This is a genomic window from Variovorax sp. J22R115, assembly GCF_030317005.1.
GTDB lineage: Bacteria > Pseudomonadota > Gammaproteobacteria > Burkholderiales > Burkholderiaceae_C > Variovorax.
Map to the genome: position 1 here is coordinate 190735 of NZ_JASZYM010000006.1, position 16035 is coordinate 206769.

The 16035-nt window shown below is 63.6% G+C and carries 18 protein-coding genes; 3 read left to right on the top strand and 15 right to left on the bottom strand.

What is annotated here, in order from left to right; genetic code table 11:
* Window positions 1-5: 5 nt before the first annotated feature.
* From QTI04_RS12585 to QTI04_RS12640, 12 genes are all read right to left on the bottom strand, one after another.
* On the bottom strand, window positions 6-998 hold the full coding sequence (locus QTI04_RS12585; RefSeq protein WP_286615971.1) for an alpha/beta fold hydrolase: 993 nt from the start codon (window positions 996-998) through the stop codon (window positions 6-8).
* Window positions 950-1258 (bottom strand): hypothetical protein, encoded by a 309-nt coding sequence (locus tag QTI04_RS12590; RefSeq protein WP_286615972.1) that lies wholly within the window; start codon window positions 1256-1258, stop codon window positions 950-952. The genes QTI04_RS12585 and QTI04_RS12590 overlap by 49 nt, the downstream gene beginning before the upstream one ends.
* A gap of 179 nt (window positions 1259-1437) precedes the next feature.
* Window positions 1438-3111 (bottom strand): electron transfer flavoprotein-ubiquinone oxidoreductase, encoded by a 1674-nt coding sequence (locus QTI04_RS12595; protein WP_286615973.1) that lies wholly within the window; start codon window positions 3109-3111, stop codon window positions 1438-1440.
* 82 nt (window positions 3112-3193) lie between these two features.
* Window positions 3194-3613, bottom strand: coding sequence for a cupin domain-containing protein (locus QTI04_RS12600; RefSeq protein WP_286615974.1), 420 nt, complete (start codon window positions 3611-3613; stop codon window positions 3194-3196).
* Window positions 3614-3737: 124 nt separating this feature from the next.
* Window positions 3738-4223 carry an Ohr family peroxiredoxin gene (locus QTI04_RS12605; protein WP_286615975.1) on the bottom strand — a complete coding sequence of 162 codons (486 nt, stop codon included), beginning with the start codon at window positions 4221-4223 and terminating at the stop codon, window positions 3738-3740.
* Between the two features lie 82 nt (window positions 4224-4305).
* Window positions 4306-5496, bottom strand: a complete 1191-nt coding sequence (locus QTI04_RS12610) for a bifunctional alpha/beta hydrolase/OsmC family protein (protein ID WP_286615976.1) — start codon at window positions 5494-5496, stop codon at window positions 4306-4308.
* Complete coding sequence (locus tag QTI04_RS12615) at window positions 5477-6223, bottom strand: sensor histidine kinase KdpD (protein ID WP_286615977.1); 747 nt, start codon at window positions 6221-6223, stop codon at window positions 5477-5479. The genes QTI04_RS12610 and QTI04_RS12615 overlap by 20 nt, the downstream gene beginning before the upstream one ends.
* A 326-nt stretch (window positions 6224-6549) precedes the next feature.
* Window positions 6550-7158, bottom strand: coding sequence for a glutathione S-transferase family protein (locus QTI04_RS12620; protein ID WP_286615978.1), 609 nt, complete (start codon window positions 7156-7158; stop codon window positions 6550-6552).
* 83 nt (window positions 7159-7241) lie between these two features.
* Window positions 7242-8264, bottom strand: a complete 1023-nt coding sequence (locus QTI04_RS12625; RefSeq protein ID WP_286615979.1) for a glycosyl hydrolase — start codon at window positions 8262-8264, stop codon at window positions 7242-7244.
* 13 nt (window positions 8265-8277) lie between these two features.
* Window positions 8278-10530, bottom strand: a complete 2253-nt coding sequence (locus tag QTI04_RS12630) for a di-heme oxidoredictase family protein (RefSeq protein WP_286615980.1) — start codon at window positions 10528-10530, stop codon at window positions 8278-8280.
* Between the two features lie 274 nt (window positions 10531-10804).
* Window positions 10805-11005, bottom strand: coding sequence for a hypothetical protein (locus QTI04_RS12635; protein WP_286615981.1), 201 nt, complete (start codon window positions 11003-11005; stop codon window positions 10805-10807).
* Between the two features lie 179 nt (window positions 11006-11184).
* Window positions 11185-11664 carry a carboxymuconolactone decarboxylase family protein gene (locus tag QTI04_RS12640; RefSeq protein WP_286615982.1) on the bottom strand — a complete coding sequence of 160 codons (480 nt, stop codon included), beginning with the start codon at window positions 11662-11664 and terminating at the stop codon, window positions 11185-11187.
* Between the two features lie 247 nt (window positions 11665-11911).
* Here QTI04_RS12640 and QTI04_RS12645 point away from each other — a divergent pair, with 247 nt between their 5' ends.
* The 3 genes from QTI04_RS12645 (at window position 11912) to QTI04_RS12655 (ending at window position 13726) form a co-directional block, all read left to right on the top strand.
* On the top strand, window positions 11912-12667 hold the full coding sequence (locus QTI04_RS12645; protein WP_286615983.1) for an SDR family oxidoreductase: 756 nt from the start codon (window positions 11912-11914) through the stop codon (window positions 12665-12667).
* Between the two features lie 130 nt (window positions 12668-12797).
* Window positions 12798-13256, top strand: coding sequence for a carboxymuconolactone decarboxylase family protein (locus QTI04_RS12650; protein WP_286615984.1), 459 nt, complete (start codon window positions 12798-12800; stop codon window positions 13254-13256).
* A 65-nt stretch (window positions 13257-13321) separates the two neighbouring features.
* Window positions 13322-13726: a cupin domain-containing protein gene (locus tag QTI04_RS12655; RefSeq protein WP_286615985.1), complete on the top strand. Its 405-nt coding sequence runs from the start codon at window positions 13322-13324 to the stop codon at window positions 13724-13726.
* 53 nt (window positions 13727-13779) lie between these two features.
* Here QTI04_RS12655 and QTI04_RS12660 read toward each other — a convergent pair whose 3' ends face one another.
* Genes QTI04_RS12660 through QTI04_RS12670 form a run of 3 tightly spaced genes read right to left on the bottom strand, consistent with a single transcriptional unit; the run spans window position 13780 to window position 16020 of the window.
* Window positions 13780-14382: a response regulator transcription factor gene (locus QTI04_RS12660; protein WP_286615986.1), complete on the bottom strand. Its 603-nt coding sequence runs from the start codon at window positions 14380-14382 to the stop codon at window positions 13780-13782.
* Window positions 14383-14424: 42 nt separating this feature from the next.
* The gene (locus QTI04_RS12665) at window positions 14425-15126 is read right to left on the bottom strand and encodes a dienelactone hydrolase family protein (protein WP_286615987.1); all 702 of its coding nucleotides are present in this window, start codon (window positions 15124-15126) and stop codon (window positions 14425-14427) included.
* 27 nt (window positions 15127-15153) lie between these two features.
* Window positions 15154-16020 (bottom strand): hypothetical protein, encoded by an 867-nt coding sequence (locus tag QTI04_RS12670; protein WP_286615988.1) that lies wholly within the window; start codon window positions 16018-16020, stop codon window positions 15154-15156.
* Window positions 16021-16035 lie beyond the last annotated feature (15 nt).

A 16035-nucleotide genomic window follows, 5' to 3' on the forward strand; every position in this document is an offset into this window, starting at 1 on the left:
TCCGCTCAAGGCTGCACCGCGTCCGCCTCAACGGCCTCGGCCGCCGCGACGATGAGGCGACTCACCGCGTTGGGCTTGGAAATCATGACCACATGCGACGCTCCGTTCACAACCACCGTTTTCTTCGACTTCGCTCGTTCGGCCATGAATGCCAGCGCAGCAGGTGGAATGTTCTTGTCACGATCGCCGTAGATGAACCACGACGGAATCGTCTTCCATGCCGCCGCAGGAGCCGCCTCGACCAAGGCACTCTCGGTGATGGGCCGTTGCGAGACGGCCATCAGGTAGCCGGCCGCCGCCGGCACGTCGGCAGCGAACTGACTGGAGAACTTGTCCTGGAGGATGTAGAGGTCCTTGGCTCCGTCGGGCAACGAAACGGGCGGTGCAAGCGTCGGACCGAGGGTGCTGCCTGGAAACTTGCCCGAAAGATCGACCGCTGACTCCCCCGCGTCGGGGGCGAATGCCGCGACGAAGACCAAGGCCTTCACGTTGGCTTTTCCATCTGCGGCGGCAGAGATGACCGAACCACCGTAGGAGTGGCCAACCAGCACGACCGGCCCTTTGACTGACGCGACCAGCGCGGCGACGTACGCCGCATCGGACTTGACTCCCCGAAGCGGATTCGCAACCGCAATAACGGGAAAGCTCCGGGCGCGAAGGCTTCGCGCCACATTGTTCCAGCTCGACGAATCGGCGAAAGCGCCGTGGACCAGCACGATGGTTGGTCTTGCCTGCGGCGCGACGGGCGTCGCCGCGCCGACAGGCGCTGCGAGATGCAAGGTCATGATGCCGACGGCTGCAATTGCCAGCGCCAGGCGCGAGATCTTCTTCATTTTCAGATTCCTTTGATTGCGGGTTGAGTTGAGTTCTTCGCACAGGGATGCGAACTTCATTTCGAGCGATCGGTACTCACGCATTGCCTTCGCTCTCACGAGACCGGTTCGCAGTGTCAGCACAGGGCTGGCGCCGCTGCTTGGCTCTCCGGCGCCTTCGCGCACGCCGAGTCCGGCGGGGTACGACGTTGATCTCCGCTTGCGCTGCAGATGTCCTGGAAGACAGGTCTTGCCTTGATGGCTGCCGTGGCGAGTTCCAGTTCCGCACGGGCCGCGCCACCTTTTGCGATCACACCCGCGGCAGCGATGGCAATCAGGCAGATCGCCAGATAGCCCCAGCGCCAGGCCGCTTCCATGGCGTCTCGCGGCGTGGAAGCGGTACTTGGAATCTGGAGGGAATCGGACGAAAGGTTCGGGGATTGCATGCGCTGCGTCATGGTGATACCTCAAAGGGCTAAGCCCTAGGCCTCAGAACGACTGAGGCACCGTTTCGCGAACATCGCGACTACGGCTTCAATCCTAGAAATCACCCTCGAGAAGCGGTAGACCTGCGACGGGTACCGCCGTGTTGACCGTTCAGCATCAATCTGCTTGCTCGCCAGGCCTACATCGAGTCATAGCCTGGACCGTCACCGCCCTGCGGTGCCACCCACACGATGTTCTGGGTCGGGTCCTTGATGTCGCAGGTCTTGCAATGAATGCAGTTCTGAGCATTGATCTGAAGCCGGTCCTCACCCTTGTCATTCCTCAGAAATTCGTACACCCCCGCGGGGCAGTAGCGGCTCTCAGGCCCGGCGTAGGTGCGCAGGTTGACAGACACCGGCACCGTCGCGTCGCGCAAGGTCAGATGCACCGGTTGGTCCTCGGCATGGTGGGTATTGCTCAGGTAGACAGAACTCAGCCGATCGAACGTCAGTTTTCCGTCTGGCTTGGGATAGGCGATTGGGTCGCACTGGTGAGCTTGGCGCAGGCTCGAATGATCCGGTTGCTTGCCGTGCAGAGTCCACGGCGGCGTGCGGATGCCGAGCTTTGGCATGAGCCACTGCTCGACGCCCGTCATTACCGTGCCGACGACGGCGCCCTTCTTGAACCAGAGCTTGAAGTTCCGAGACTCGTGCAACTCGGCTTGAAGCCAGCTTCGCTCAAACGCCTCTGGATAGGCAGTCAGCTCGTCGCTCGAACGCCCTTCGCGCAGCGCGGCACACGCGGCCTCGGCTGCCAGCATGCCAGTCTTGATCGCCGCATGACTTCCCTTGATGCGTGCCGCATTCAGATAACCAGCATCGCAGCCCACCAGTGCACCACCCGGGAACACGGTCTTCGGCAGGCTTTGCGGGAAGCCATTGTTGATGGCACGCGCGCCGTATCCGAGGCGTCTGCCGCCTTCGATGTGCGCGCGGACGGCAGGATGCGTCTTCCATCGCTGGAACTCCTCGAAAGGGCTGAGCCATGGATTCTGGTAGTCCAGCCCGATGACGAAGCCCAGCGACACCCTGTTGCCATCGAGATGGTAGACAAAGCCGCCGCCGAATGTGCCGCCATCCATCGGCCACCCCGCTGTGTGAACGACGAGACCCGGCTTGGCTTGCGCCGGTGCGACCTCCCAGGTCTCCTTCAGCCCAATGGCGTAGCTGGTCGGGTCACGCCCCTCGGCCAGATCGAAGCGCTCGATCAACTGGCGGCCAAGCTGTCCCCGTGCACCTTCGGCGAAGATGGTGTACTTGCCGCGAAGTTCAACGCCCGGCTGGAACGCGTCCGTCCTTTCACCATCACGCCCGAGCCCCATGTCGCCAGTGGCCACGCCCTTGACGCGGCCCGCTCTGTCATAGAGCACCTCTGTCGCGGCGAAGCCCGCGAATACATCCACGCCCAGGCCTTCGGCTTGCTGCCCCAGCCACTTCACGACATTGCCGAGGCTGACGACGTAGTTGCCGTGATTGCGAAAGCACCTGGGTACCAGGAAGCTCGGCGTCCGCATCGAACGCTTTGCACCGAGAAAGAGGAACTCGTCAGCCGTCACAGGTTGAATCAAGGGCGCGCCTAGTTGCTTCCAATCGGGCAATAACTCATCGATCGCCCTGGGATCCATCACTGCGCCAGAGAGAATGTGGGCGCCGGGCTCGCTCCCCTTGTCCAGCACGACGACCGATGCCTCGGGCTGGACTTGCCTGGTCCTGATGGCCGCGGCCATGCCCGCCGGCCCGCCGCCTACGATGACGATGTCGTAGTCGAACTGTTCTCTCGCGTCGACAACGGAAGAGGCGACATGATCGGCCATGCGGATTCTCTATGGAGCTACGTTTCAAGGGCGATCTGATACCCGTCGACTTCGTGGCGACGGTCGGAGCGCAGGAAATCGATCACTTCACCGGCACAACCGCATTGACGCCTCGGTTCCTCACCAGAACAACAAGGGACTTCGCAGGCCAAACCTTGCTGGCGTTGCGTGCTACGGTGTGGATGTCGTTCGGGCCTTCGTGGAACGTCTCCCCGGGGTGCAGGGTCACGACCCTTCCGTCCTGCAAGCCCATCTCGATCGAGCCCTCGAGCACATAGATGGACTTCTGCGCATGAAGGCGATCAAGAGCGTCGACGTCCCGCGCCGCATAGTCCACGGTCATGACCACGACTTCGCTGCCCGGAGGGTCGGAAATCGTCCTGACCAGCAGCGGCGTGACGACCGCGTCATGCGCTGCGCCGTGTGCGGTCGCCTCTTGCGCTAACAGCGCACCCAAGGCGACCACAAGCGATGCGCCAATATGTCTTGTCGTCGTGATCATGGTTTACCTCTGAGATGCCCGAAGGAGACAAATCGTAGAGATCGAAGATCCTTCGCGGTAGGTACCAGGGCAGGTTCACGATGTTGCCTAGGAGGCACCAATGTCATTTGCGCTAGGCGACGGTTCACACCAAGCTGACGGTGCAGCGCATTCCCTCTTGCGCCATCTTCGCGTACGGGCAGGCTTTCTCAGTCTCCGCCACGAGCGCGGCGGCGTGCGCCACGTCCATATGTGGCAGGCTGACTGTGAGCTCGGCCGTGATCCTGAACAGGCCGTCCGAGGGCGCCCGTTCGAACGAGACCGTCGAGGCAATGTCGATGTCCCGGGGCAGGTGCATCTCCTTGGCGGCGGCCACCCGGGTCATCGCGCCATGGAAGCAGGCGGCGAAGCCTGCCGCCAGGAGTTGCTCCGGATTCGCTCCTCCACCGTTGCCCCCCAACTCTTCGGGGAGGCGAAGGGCCAGGTCGAGATTACCGTCGTCGGAAACCGCCCTGCCCGCAGCCCGCGCATGACGGGTTGAAACGCCCACAGTGGTGGTGTAGAGCGGCACGATCGCATGGCAGGCCTGCGGCGCGGCTCCCTTGACAAACAAGGCTGCAAGTCGGGTCATGGCGGAACTCTCCTTTGAATGAGATGAGGCTTTCGATGCAGTGCGCCAACGGGCGCGCATGCACAACGATATGACTTCGGGCTCACGTCGACGGCTCCAGCGTTACGCTTTCAAACCACGCACCCAGCTCGAGCGTCCGGTGCACGGGGCATCGTTGCGCCACCTCCAGCAACTGCCCGCGCTGCATGTCATCCAGGGAGCCTTCGATAGAGATCTGGCAACTGAAGACATCAGCGGGAGAGTGCTGCCTGTCCTTACGGTGATTCACCGCCGTACGGATGCGCGTCACTGCCCAGCCCTTGCTATCAGCATGGTGACGCAAGGTCATCGTGGTGCAGGCAGCCAGAGCCGACGCCAGCAGGTTGTACGGCGTCGGACCCGACCCCAACCCGCCAGCCGGCTCTGGCTCGTCCGCCAACCACAGCGCGCCTCCGGCGCGGAGCGTGAGTTGGAATTTCCCGAGCCTCGTCTCCTCCGCCACGGCGTCCGCGTGAGCCGGCTCGGGCGAAGACTCGGGCAGGTAGCGCGAGGCCCACGCCGCGATCAGTTTGGCCGCGTGCTCCGCGTCGTTGCGGCTCGAAAGCAAATGATCGGCCTCGTCCAGCGATACGAAGCTCTTGGGATGCCGAGCGGCAAGGAAGATATGCGTGGCGTTCTCGATGTCGACTGTCTGGTCGCGCGGTGAGTGCAACAGCAAAAGCGGTCGTCGCAAGGCCGCGATCCGAACGCCCTGGTCGAGCCCACGCAAGTCATCGACGAATTTCTTTCCCACGGTCAGGGGGCGTCCGACAACCTGCACCAGCGATTGCGCCTGGGTCTCGAGTCGTGCCAGGCCCTCGGGGTCGAGCAGGTGCAGGAGATGCGCAACGTCGAATGGCGCGGCGATGGTGGCAACCGCCCGTGCGCTGGCAATGTCGCCCTTGGCCGCCAGGATGGCCGCACCGCCCAGGCTGTGTCCTATCAGAATGTCTGGCGGCATTCCTGCCGCCTGCATGGCGTGGGCAGCCGACACCAGGTCTCCCACATTCATGCTGAAGCTCGAGTCAGCGAAGTCGCCCTCGCTTTCTCCCAGCCCCGTGAAGTCGAAGCGCAGCACACCGATCCCCGCACTTGCGAGCGTTCGTGCGATGCGCACGGCGGCCAGGTTCTTCTTTCCGCAAGTGAAGCAGTGCGCAAAAAGAGCCCAGCCGCGCTGAACGCCCTCAGGCATTTCGAGGCTGCCGGACAGGCGCCGGCCCTCGCGGTTGCGGAAGTCAAAGGGACGCGTCGGCATGATGTTGTCCGCTATGCGCTGGCGCCGCAGATGGGTGCAGCGGCAGCCAGACGCTGAACTCCGCACCTTGGTTGATTCCCGCGGAAGTGGCCTTCAAGAACCCGCCATGAGCGGCTGCCAGTCCGTGGACCAGCGCCAGTCCCACGCCGAGACCGCCGTGCAGCCCTTCACCGACGGAGGCTCCAGCCTGGCTGAACAGGCCAAAGACATTCGGCAGGAAATCGGGAGCAATGCCGCGGCCGCTATCGGCCACGGAAATCCTGGCAAAGCCACCTTCCGAGAGCAAGCGCACGAGGACGCGCCCACCTGCAGGTGAGAACTTGACGGCGTTGTCCAGCAAGTTCCCCACGATCTGCTCGAGCCTGAGCGCGTCTGCGTAGCAGACCAGTGGACTGGAAGCCCGCACTTCCGTGGTGACGCGTCCCGGCGACCAGTTCGCGCTCAGCGCGGCCACAAGATCCAACACCAGCTTGCCGAAGTCCACCTCGGCGCGATGAAGCGTGGGCTTGCCCGTACGTACCCGGGAAACGTCGAGGGGGTCGTTGATGATGCGCGCCTGACTCTCGATGGCACGCTGTATCGCATCGGCGATGCGCCGCAGGTGTGTCGGTGCCGTCGATGCCGGCAACCGCGTCAAGAGCTTCGCGTTCATCTGGACGACGTTCAGAGGTTGCCTGAGCTCGTGCGACACGACGGCCAGCACCCCGTCTCTGGTGGCGCAACGCATGTTCATCCGACGTGCGCGTCGAGCGCGTGATAGTTCTTCATTGGTGTTCCGTGTCTTCGATGCAATGTCCCGCGTTCATCGAAACGGAGCTTCGATGGATCGGGATCGAGGTGCTTTCAACGTTGGAGTGATCCTAGGCAGGCCTCTGGGCCGCCGGAAGGCCCGCGCAACGGCGCACCGTGTTGCCACGCGAGCACCAATCTTTCGCGGCATGCGCCCTCGCCTTCAAGGCATCGTGTACCGGATCCTTGGATCGAACGAGGAAGCGGACGACGCCGAGCCAAGGCTCAGGTGGCGGACAAGCGCAAGCGCTTCGCGTTGATCAACTAGCGGGCGTCTGGCACCAGTTCCACCCATGCCCGCTGGCTCTTGACTCGTTCGATCCACTCATGAATGGAGGCAAAGCGCTCCATGTCGTAACCGCCTTGCGAAGCCAGCGAGACATAAGCGAACACCGCCGTGTCCGCGACGGTGTAGCGCTCGCCGACCAGCCAAGCCCGACCGCGCAGCCATTGGTCCAGCTTCTCGAGCGCCGGATAGCCCTCCGCATGAAATCGCTGGATCTCCTGCTGCATATCGCCCGCAAGGCCGCGCAGATGCAGGACGCGCGGAATGGCGATCGCCTTTTGCAGATCGGCCTGTTCGAAGAACAACCAGCTCAGCACCTCCGCGTGATCATGGGAATCGTCTGGCAGCAAAGGCGTGCCCTGCGCAAGGTAGAGCAGGATCGCCCCGGACTCCACGATCGTGCAGCCGTTCTCGAGCTGCAGGACAGGGACGCGGGCGAAGCGGCTGATCGCGCGAAACGCGGGCTCCTGCGCTTCGCCCTTCGCGAGATCGAGCGTGATGCGCTCGTACGGCAGTCCCAGTTGGCTCAGCAGGATACGGACCTTCCACGAGTTGCCGGAAAGGCGACTGTCATAGAGGCGCAGCATCTGTTCACTCCATCATCGATTGGGCAGTGACGATTCTCACACCAACAGCGCAACCAAGAACAACTCCGGCCCGTCGAGTCGAGTCAGGTTTTGAACGGCAGCGAAATGTAGTGCTTGCCAAGGTCAGTCAACTCGCCGGGCGCGCCCAGCAGGCTCGTATGGTGGAGATCCGTGCTCCAGCGGCCGGTGAACCAGGCGTAGCGAAACACGTCGGCGCGCGACTCGCAGATGGCGACCATCTCGCTCATCTGTGCCTTCTGCTTTGCGACAGAGTCGATCTGCGCGCCGTCGGCCTGGCCATGCCAGTTCGCGAACTCGGTGATCCAGAAGGACTTGCCGTATTTCGCAAGACGGTCGAGTTGCGCGGCCAATCCATAGTCATACCAGTGAAACGCCAGGTAGTCGATGTTCGGATCGCGGTTGTTGTTGGACGCCCGGTACGCGCCGAAGAACGCGTCGAGCCACACCACAGGATCGGCAAAGCCCGGCATCGTGCCCCACGTGATGGCCGGGCCGACCAGCTTCACCCCCGTGCGCTTCGCGAGCGCTTCGAAGCGCGGCCAGACTTGTGCCGCTTGCGACGGCGTGAGGTTGGCCTGATCGGTGAGATTCGGTTCGTTGAGAAGCAGCAGGTGCCGGATGTCTGCCTGGCTCAGCAGGAAGGATTCAACTTCGGCTGCGTCGAAGTCTCCATTCCACAGCATTGGATGAAAGTCCATGCCATAGCGCGAGCGGAAGTCAGCGGGAACCTTGCTACTGGGCCGCAGGCCCCAGCCGTACCACCAGCTCACACCAGGCGACAGCGCCGCGAGGTCGGCGGCGTCGGCGACATCGTAGGCGACGCCACGTTTGGTGCTCTTGGCGGCGGGCACGGGTCCGCCCGGCATCGGGTCGGGAACAGGCGCACCGGCACCGGGATTGGAATCTTCGCGACCGGGTCGCACACCGCCTGGCGGTGGGGCGCCGCTGGCATCGGCGGAGGGGCCGCCGGCATTGCCGCCTCCGCCGCCGCAGGCCCCTAGCGCACCGACTGCCGCAGCGGACGAGAGTCCGAGACCGAGAAGCTGCCTGCGCCGCAGGCTATCGAAGTTGCGAGGAGTCTTCACGCGTTCTCTTTGCTCACAGCGACTTGATGAAGTCGATCACCTTGCGACGGTCATCTGGGTTCATCGTCTTGAAACGCTCGCGACTGGCCTTTCCTTGACCCCCGTGCCAAAGGATGGCTTCCTCGACCGTGCGTGCACGACCGTCGTGCAGATAGCGAACCTTGGCGTCGATGCGTTCGAGCAGCCCCAGACCCCACAACGGCGCGGTCCGCCATTCCTGCGGAGAAGCGCGGCCCTGCGGATAGGTGTCGGCCAGTTCCTCGCCCATGTCGTGAAGCAACAGATCGGTGTAGGGGCGAATGGTCTGCCTTCTCAGCTCGGCAAACCTGTGTGCGCCACCGGTCTGCAGCGTCGCCACGTGGCAGGCCGTGCACCGCGCCTCGACAAAAAGCTCGCGGCCGCGTGCCACGCTCACCTGCATCGCATTCTCGGCCTGCACCTGCGCTGTGGTTTCAGCCGGCGACTGCGCCAGGATCTTTTCAGCGTGAATTCCCAACGGTTGCTCCCCTTCGAAGTGGCGTGCGGCAGGCACCGCGAGGAGGCTTGTGTAGCGCACCAGCAGCTCGAGGTCCGCGTCGCTCAACTCGGGACCCTTGCCGTCCTGAGTTCGGCAATCGGAGCCGGACGACGCTTTTCCGCAGATGTGAGTGGGGAGCATGCGCGTGGTCACTCCCATGTCCGCGTTGAGCGCGACCGCCGTCTGATCCATCACGGACGCACTGGTGCCCCTCCAACCGAAGCGCCCGACACGCTTGACGCTCGGATCCGCAAGGTCGGTGACAATCTGCAGCTTGCCGACCGCGCCATCCGGATCCCCCTTGCTCGCCGTGGCCAGCGCCTCCAGCGTCGATTCGGACACGGCCTCGAGCAGGCCCATCCCGGCAAGATGCGGCGCCGTTCGCACCGACATGCGCGGCGGCAGTTCCAGTGGCTTGCCGGACGTGTCGGTCAGGGTGTAGTGCGGCTTCTGCAGCGTGTACGGCGTGCGATCGGCAAACTGCCCGCCCACCTCTTCGTAGCGATCGATCTTCAGTACCGCCTGGCGGCCGTCGTAGGTCTTGCCGCCTTCCGCCACCTGGCCTTGTGCCAACCGCCCCCCGAACCGTCCATCGGTGATCAGGTTGCCAGCGCCGTCGCTGTCGCCGGTCAGCACGACCATGGTATTGAGGGGCAGACCGATGCCTGGCGAGCTCTTGGCGTTGCTTGTATGACAGGCAATGCATGCGGCCTGCTGGAATCGGGGACCGGCCTTGCCGGCCTGCGAGTTGAAGAGCGTCGGATTGCCTGCCTCGGCGTGCGTGCCGGTCAGGAATGATGTGTGGAACAGTCGACGTCCTTCGACGAAAGGCTGGATGTTGATGCCGGCGATGTTGGTGCCCGCCTGCAGAAAGAGCATGTCGGGTTGGTTGGACGTGTCTTCCTGCGAGGTCATCATCGCGCCGCCAGCCATCGCCTCGGTCGGCAACACGCGCGAATCCCAGGGGATCAGCGGATTGCCGCAGCAAGGGCCGCGGTACCACGGTTGCACCCCGGTCTTGCCCACCTGGTACACCATGGCCTCGGCGTAGTAGTTGAAGCGGCCCAGGGCATCACCCTGCTTCCCGGCGAGAAAAATGCCGAGCTCGAATTCCAGCAGGTCGCCCTGGCGCAGTGGGCGATTCAGCGCCGCGGACCGCGTGATCTGCTTGACTAGCACGAACTCCCCGTCCTTGGGCGGAACGCTCAAGTCGGTGTCGTAGTTGTCGTTCGGATCTTCGGGCAACGATTCGTAGTTCGCGACGGGTGTCTTCAGTTCTTGCCCCGCACGCAAGAATCCCTCCGGGAGCCGCCTCATCCCGCCGTTGTCACCGTAGAGTGCAACCGCGGCCGGACCATAGGGATCCCCGTCGCGGCGGCCGATGTAGCTGTGCCTGAAATTGGTCCCGTACATCCACCATTGCGGCCGCATCACGATCGTCAGGATGCGGTTCGCCGGGTCCGTCGGCGACGCGTTCTCGTAGATAGTGAGTTCGTGCGTCCGGCGCTCGAAGTAATGAGGCGCGAATGTCAGATACGGGTCATCGCCCGGCGTGCCGTTGCCCACTTCACGGGCATGACGATCGCGTGTTCGCCCACCGACACGGGTGACCAGCGTGCCATCGGACAACGTGTACTGGGTGACCGGCTGCACATCTGCCCAGGCGAGCGGCTTGTACCCGTCGAGGTTGTCCGGGCCCAGGGCTTCCACCGGCGCGGCCGGTGCAGTGCCCGTTCCGGTTCCGGGCATCGCGCCGCCGCCTCCGCCGGACCCCCCGCAGGCAAAGAGACTCAGGCAGGCAGGCGCGACGAGGCAGACTCGCAGCCATCTCAGCAGACGCTTCGTTCGAGGTGAGGAAAACATCAAGCAACTCCAATGCAGTGTTGGAAAGGGACAGGATTCGCGGGAATGCATCGCAAAACGGGCGCGCGCGGCGCATGCCTCGGTCGAGGCGGGCACGGATGGCAAAGGGATAGCAGCGAGTCTTCGGCCGGCACCTCAGTGCCGAGCCGGCGCTAGGGCGTCAACAAGCGCCTGACAGCGCAAGAGCCGCTGGACGAACGGACCGCAGGAGGCCGCTTGCATGGCGGAAGTTCTGGAGGTTCGCTCGTCGGGCCGCTTCGTCCAGGGCCTGGTGATGCGGGATGCCCTGGGCGGATTTGATCGCCTTGGCGAGACGCTTGATGCCGACCAGCGTCGTCGGGCGAATATCATCGTTGGACATGCAGTTCCTTCGGTTCACTGCGAGACGTCACCCGTCGACCGTCCCTCGAACCAGGACATGACATGCATACGAAGTGGATGCAAAGGCAGCGCTGATCAACAGCTTTACGAAGACGGGTGGAAGGGGCCTGCCGGGAACCTGTATCCAAATACTACAACAACTTCGTGTCGCCGTGGCAACTAGGCGAGCTGTGCTTGGTCCAGTCCGAAAGCCACGTCCGAGGAACCCGGCACGGTCCTGAAGGCGACGTTGATGCGATTCCAGGCGTTGATCGCGACAACCAGGAAGCTCAGGTCCGAGAGTTCCTTTTCCGAAAAGTGAGCGCGGGTCGACGCGTAGATCGCATCAGGCACGCCCTGCTCGGACAGCTTGGTCAGGGCCTCGGTCCATACGAGTGCGGCACGCTCGCGCGCAACGAACAGGGGCGACTCGCGCCAAACCGCGATGTGATGCAGGCGCAATTCCCGCTCGCCGTCGAGCCTCGCCTGCTTCACGTGCATGTCTAGGCAGAACAGGCACCCATTGAGCTGCGAGGCTCTGATCGAGACCAAGCATCGCAATGTCCGATCGATCGAACCTTCCTTGGCGGCTGCATGGAATGCCAGGAATCTCTCGAAGAGCTCTGGCGACTGTTGAACATAATGAATGCGCTGGGTCATTGCGTCTGGGCTCCCGAAGGTCGATGAAGAAAGGGCAAGAGACGCACGGACGACTCCGCAGTCCATCACCACTCGCTAGACGGATGAGAGCGCCGGTTTGTGACAACGCGCCGCGTTGGATCGCCCCCCTCAAAGGGGCAGGGCTTTGTCGGCCCAACAGCCGCTGTCCTCCGCGCCCTGAGTTCCTAAGCTTCACCCAACGGCGACCCCCAGAGTTTCCATGGACCATCGAACGAAAGGATGCCCTGTGAAGATCGCAGTCATCGGCGGAAGCGGGCTCATTGGCATGAAGCTGGTCCACAAGCTTCATCAACGCGGCCACCACGTCATCGCCGCTTCGCCCTCAACAGGCGTAGACACTCTGGCACGAGAAGACCTGGCCGACGCCCTCGCGGGTGCGATGGTCCTGGTGGACGTCGCCGATCCGTCCCCGATCTCGGATGCAGAAGTCATGCACTTCTTCGAGACCTCGACTCGCAACGTACTGGCCGCTGGGCAGGCGGCCGGCGTGCGCCACCACGTGACGCTGTCGGTTGTGGGCGCGGAGCGCCTTCATGAAATCGGCTACCTGCGCGCCAAGCTTGCCCAGGAGAAGAAGATCAAGGCCGCGCTCGTCGCTTACACCATCGTGCGCGCCACGCAGTTCTTCGAGTTTGCGGGAAGCATCGCCGACGCCGCCACTGAAGGCGATGCAGTTCGGCTGCCTCCGGCACGGGTGCAGCCCATGGCCGCCGACGACGTTGCGGAAGCGCTCGCAGAAGTCGCCGCACAAGCGGCCGTCAACAGGATCATCGAGATCGCAGGCCCCGTGGCCATGGGTCTCGACGAGTTCGTCGGTCAGTTCCTGCGCGCGAACCAGGACGCCCGCAAGGTGGTCGTCGATCCCGATGCGCCCTACTTTGGCGCTGCGCTGGACGATCAGGCCTTTACACCCGGAAAGAGTCCTCGTCTTGGCAAGACTCGCCTGGCGGATTGGCTCGACCGCACAGTCGAGAAGCGCTGAGTGCCCGTGTCCCCTCCGGGGCTGCCGCTCAAGCTTTCGAAGGCTGTCACAACACGAGGGACTCCAACGTCTTAGGTATGTGAACCCGATCACCCCCTTTCAACCTCAACTCCCACCACAAGGAACTCTCATGAACCAAGCCCGACTCCCCTGGACCCAGATCGCACCGAAGTCCTACCAGGCCATGGCCAGCGTCAATGCATCGATCGCCAAGTCCACCCTGGGTCCAGCCCTCTCCGAGCTCGTGCAGACCCGCGTCTCCCAGATCAATGGCTGCGCGTTCTGCCTCGACATGCATGCACGCGACCTGCGCAAGCACGGAGAGACCTGGCAGCGCCTCAACAGCCTTTCGACGTGGCGCGAAGCCGGCTTCTATTCCGACCGAGAACGCGCGGCGCTGAACTGGGCCGAGACCATGACCCGCCTCTCCGATCAGCACGGCGACCAGGACGGCGCGTTCAACCAGCTCAAGGAAGTGTTCAGCGAACAGGAAATCGTCGAGCTGAGCTGGACGATCGCTCTGATCAACGGGTGGAACCGGATGGCCGTCGGCATGCGCCAGCCACCGTCCGACGCGCCGATCGAGTGAGCGGCGTTCGACCTTCTGCAACCCCGCCCTGCAAGACAGGGCCCCTCCAAGGAGAAATGATGTCCATGTCCATCTGGCACACCGGCAAGCACCTGCTTCTCGCATGCGGCCTGCTGATTGCGCAACAAGCCGGCGCAGCACCGGAAGCCGTCGTCACACCTCTGCTGACGCAAGACCTCTCCAATTTCCCGGGCAAGGAGGTCCTGATGATCAGCGTGGATTATCCGCCGGGCGCAGTAGATCCGGTGCACCGGCACGATGCACACGCGTTCGTCTACGTCCTCGAAGGCTCCATCGTGATGGGCGTCAAAGGCGGCAAGGAAGTCACGCTCACCAAGGGCCAGACCTTCTACGAAGGGCTCAATGACGTCCACACTGTCGGACGCAATGCGAGCAAGACGCAACCGGCCAAGTTCATCGTTACGCTGATCAAGGACAAGGGCGCCGAGTTCTTCATCCCGGTGAAGTAGCGACGCGTGCGCGCGCCAACGCGCGCGCACGGCCCCTCGTCGGTGGCAGTCGATCAGAATGGATGCACCAGACCGCGTCCGGTCGCCTCGATCGCCACCTGAGTGCGCGACATGGCCTGAAACTTGGTGCACAGCGTCGCTACATGCGCCTTCACGGTGTGCGTCGAGATCTCGAGTTGGCGCGCGATGCCCTTGTTGCCGTCGCCTTGCACCACGAGGCGAAGCACCTCGCGTTCCCGCGCCGTGAGCTTCGCGGGCGGCGGACCACTGGCGAGCAACGCGGACGCGGCGCGACACAGATAGCGACTGCCACCGCGCGCCACGTGCCGGATCGCATCAATCAACTCGTGCGCGTCCGAACTCTGCAAAAGACACCCACGCGCTCCGCTTTCCAGTACCTGCAGCATTTCGCCTTGCCGCGCCTGCCGAGCGATGACGATGACTCGAGATCCACGGGTTGTTGCCGCGCCAGCTTTGAGAAGCGCGAGCGCATTCACGGCATCCGCCACGATGACGTCCGGGGCGCCATCGCCGCGGTCATGAAGAACACCTGCCTCGACGCCGGAGGCTGACGCAATCAGCGCCAGCAGACCCGCGGCTAGCAGCGGTTCGTCGTGACAGACGCGAACGGAGATCGTGGGCGATGGGTGGTTCATGGTCCTTCTTTCAGCGCCGTGCGGCATCACGTTGACAGGAGCTCAGCCCTTCTTCAGGTACCGCGCCAGGAATGCGTCAGTCCTGCTGTTGGCCAGGGCTGCTGCTTCGGCGTCGTAGCTCATGCCGCGGTGACGTGCAAATGCGTGGTGGCACCCCGGATAGCGATGGACCTCCACTTGCGCATGGTTCACCAGCGCCGCAACGATTTGCTGTTGAGTCTCCTTCGGGATGTACTCGTCCTCTCCCGCGAGATGCACGATCAGCGGACTTTCGATGCCGGCTGCCTCCTCGAGATGCAGGTGGGTGTTGCCCGGGTAGTACGCGACCGCCACGTCCGCCCCGACACGCGCGGTCGTCAGATAGGTCATGAGGCCTCCGAGGCAGTAGCCCACCAGGCCCACCTTGCCGGTGGCGTCCGGCATCGCGCGCGCCGCTTCGATCGTTGCGGCGATGTCTCTCACGCCTGCGTCGAGGTCGAACGCGGTGTACAGCGCCAGAGCCTTCGCACGCTCGGCCTCGGTCCGATCGGACAGGTCAAGGCCGGGCTCTGTCCGCCAGAAGAGATCGGGGCAGATCGCCAGGTAACCCTGCGCTGCGAGTTCATCGCAGGACTGGCGCATGTCGGCGTTGACGCCAAAGACTTCATGGATGACGACGACGGCCGGCGCAGGGGTCACGACTGGACGCGCGACGTAGGCCGACAAGGTGCCGTCGACGGTGCTGATCTGGATCTGGTTGTGCATGTTGTTCTCGATCAAGGTCTGCGCGTTTCAGGCATTCAACCAGAAAGCGAGGTTGCGAACGTACTGTTGGGTGGAGCGAAGCGCCTCGGGGAATCTGCTCATTGCGTCGCCGGGCGGCTCGCTCACGAACGACGGACAGCCCGCCGAGGGATCCCAGTTGTAGTCTGCGAAGTGGTGAAAAGTCGACTGGGCAATGGCCCGCCCGCCGCCCCCGCCGGTGCGTTCGAACGCCACCGCGATGTTGAAGCGCCGACCGGATGCGGTGCTCGCTGCGTCCATGACCACGCGGGCGCTCGCGTCATCCGACGGCGCACTCACTGCGCCTTCGTGCGGATGCGCCGGCAGGTACTGGATGACGCCGGTCGGGGAATGTCTGTCGCGCATCACCGGATGAATGCTGCCGACCGACTGCACTCGCTGGAAATCGCCGTTGGCGCCGGAGTGGTAATTGGGCCAAGAGATGCTGGCCGCAGAGGGGTTGTCAGGACGATGGCGGGCTTTGTCGGGTTCCAGATTGCTGCTGTGGAAATGATGTGCAGCACCGACGCCGTCGAGGTCGCAGATCGAGCATCCCAGATCCATGTGGTCCCGAGTGACCATCAGACCGCCGCCCCGTCGCCGAAAGCGACTGATGCCCATGCAATCCTCGGTGGTCAGGCCATCACCGACATCCACGGCGAAGAGCCAGAGTTGATCAACCTCCGAGTCATGCAGATTCGACAGCACGGGATCCGGAACGCCGCGCCGCGTTCGATTGCGAGCCACCACGCGGAACGCAGCTTGCCCATCGTTGTCCTGCAGACCGGACAGGAATGAGCGCAGGCGACTGAAGCGGTCGATGTTCCAGTCATCCGGATCGCCCTCGATCGTGGTTTGCAGCAGCAGGTTCAGCATGGCGTGTCAGTGACG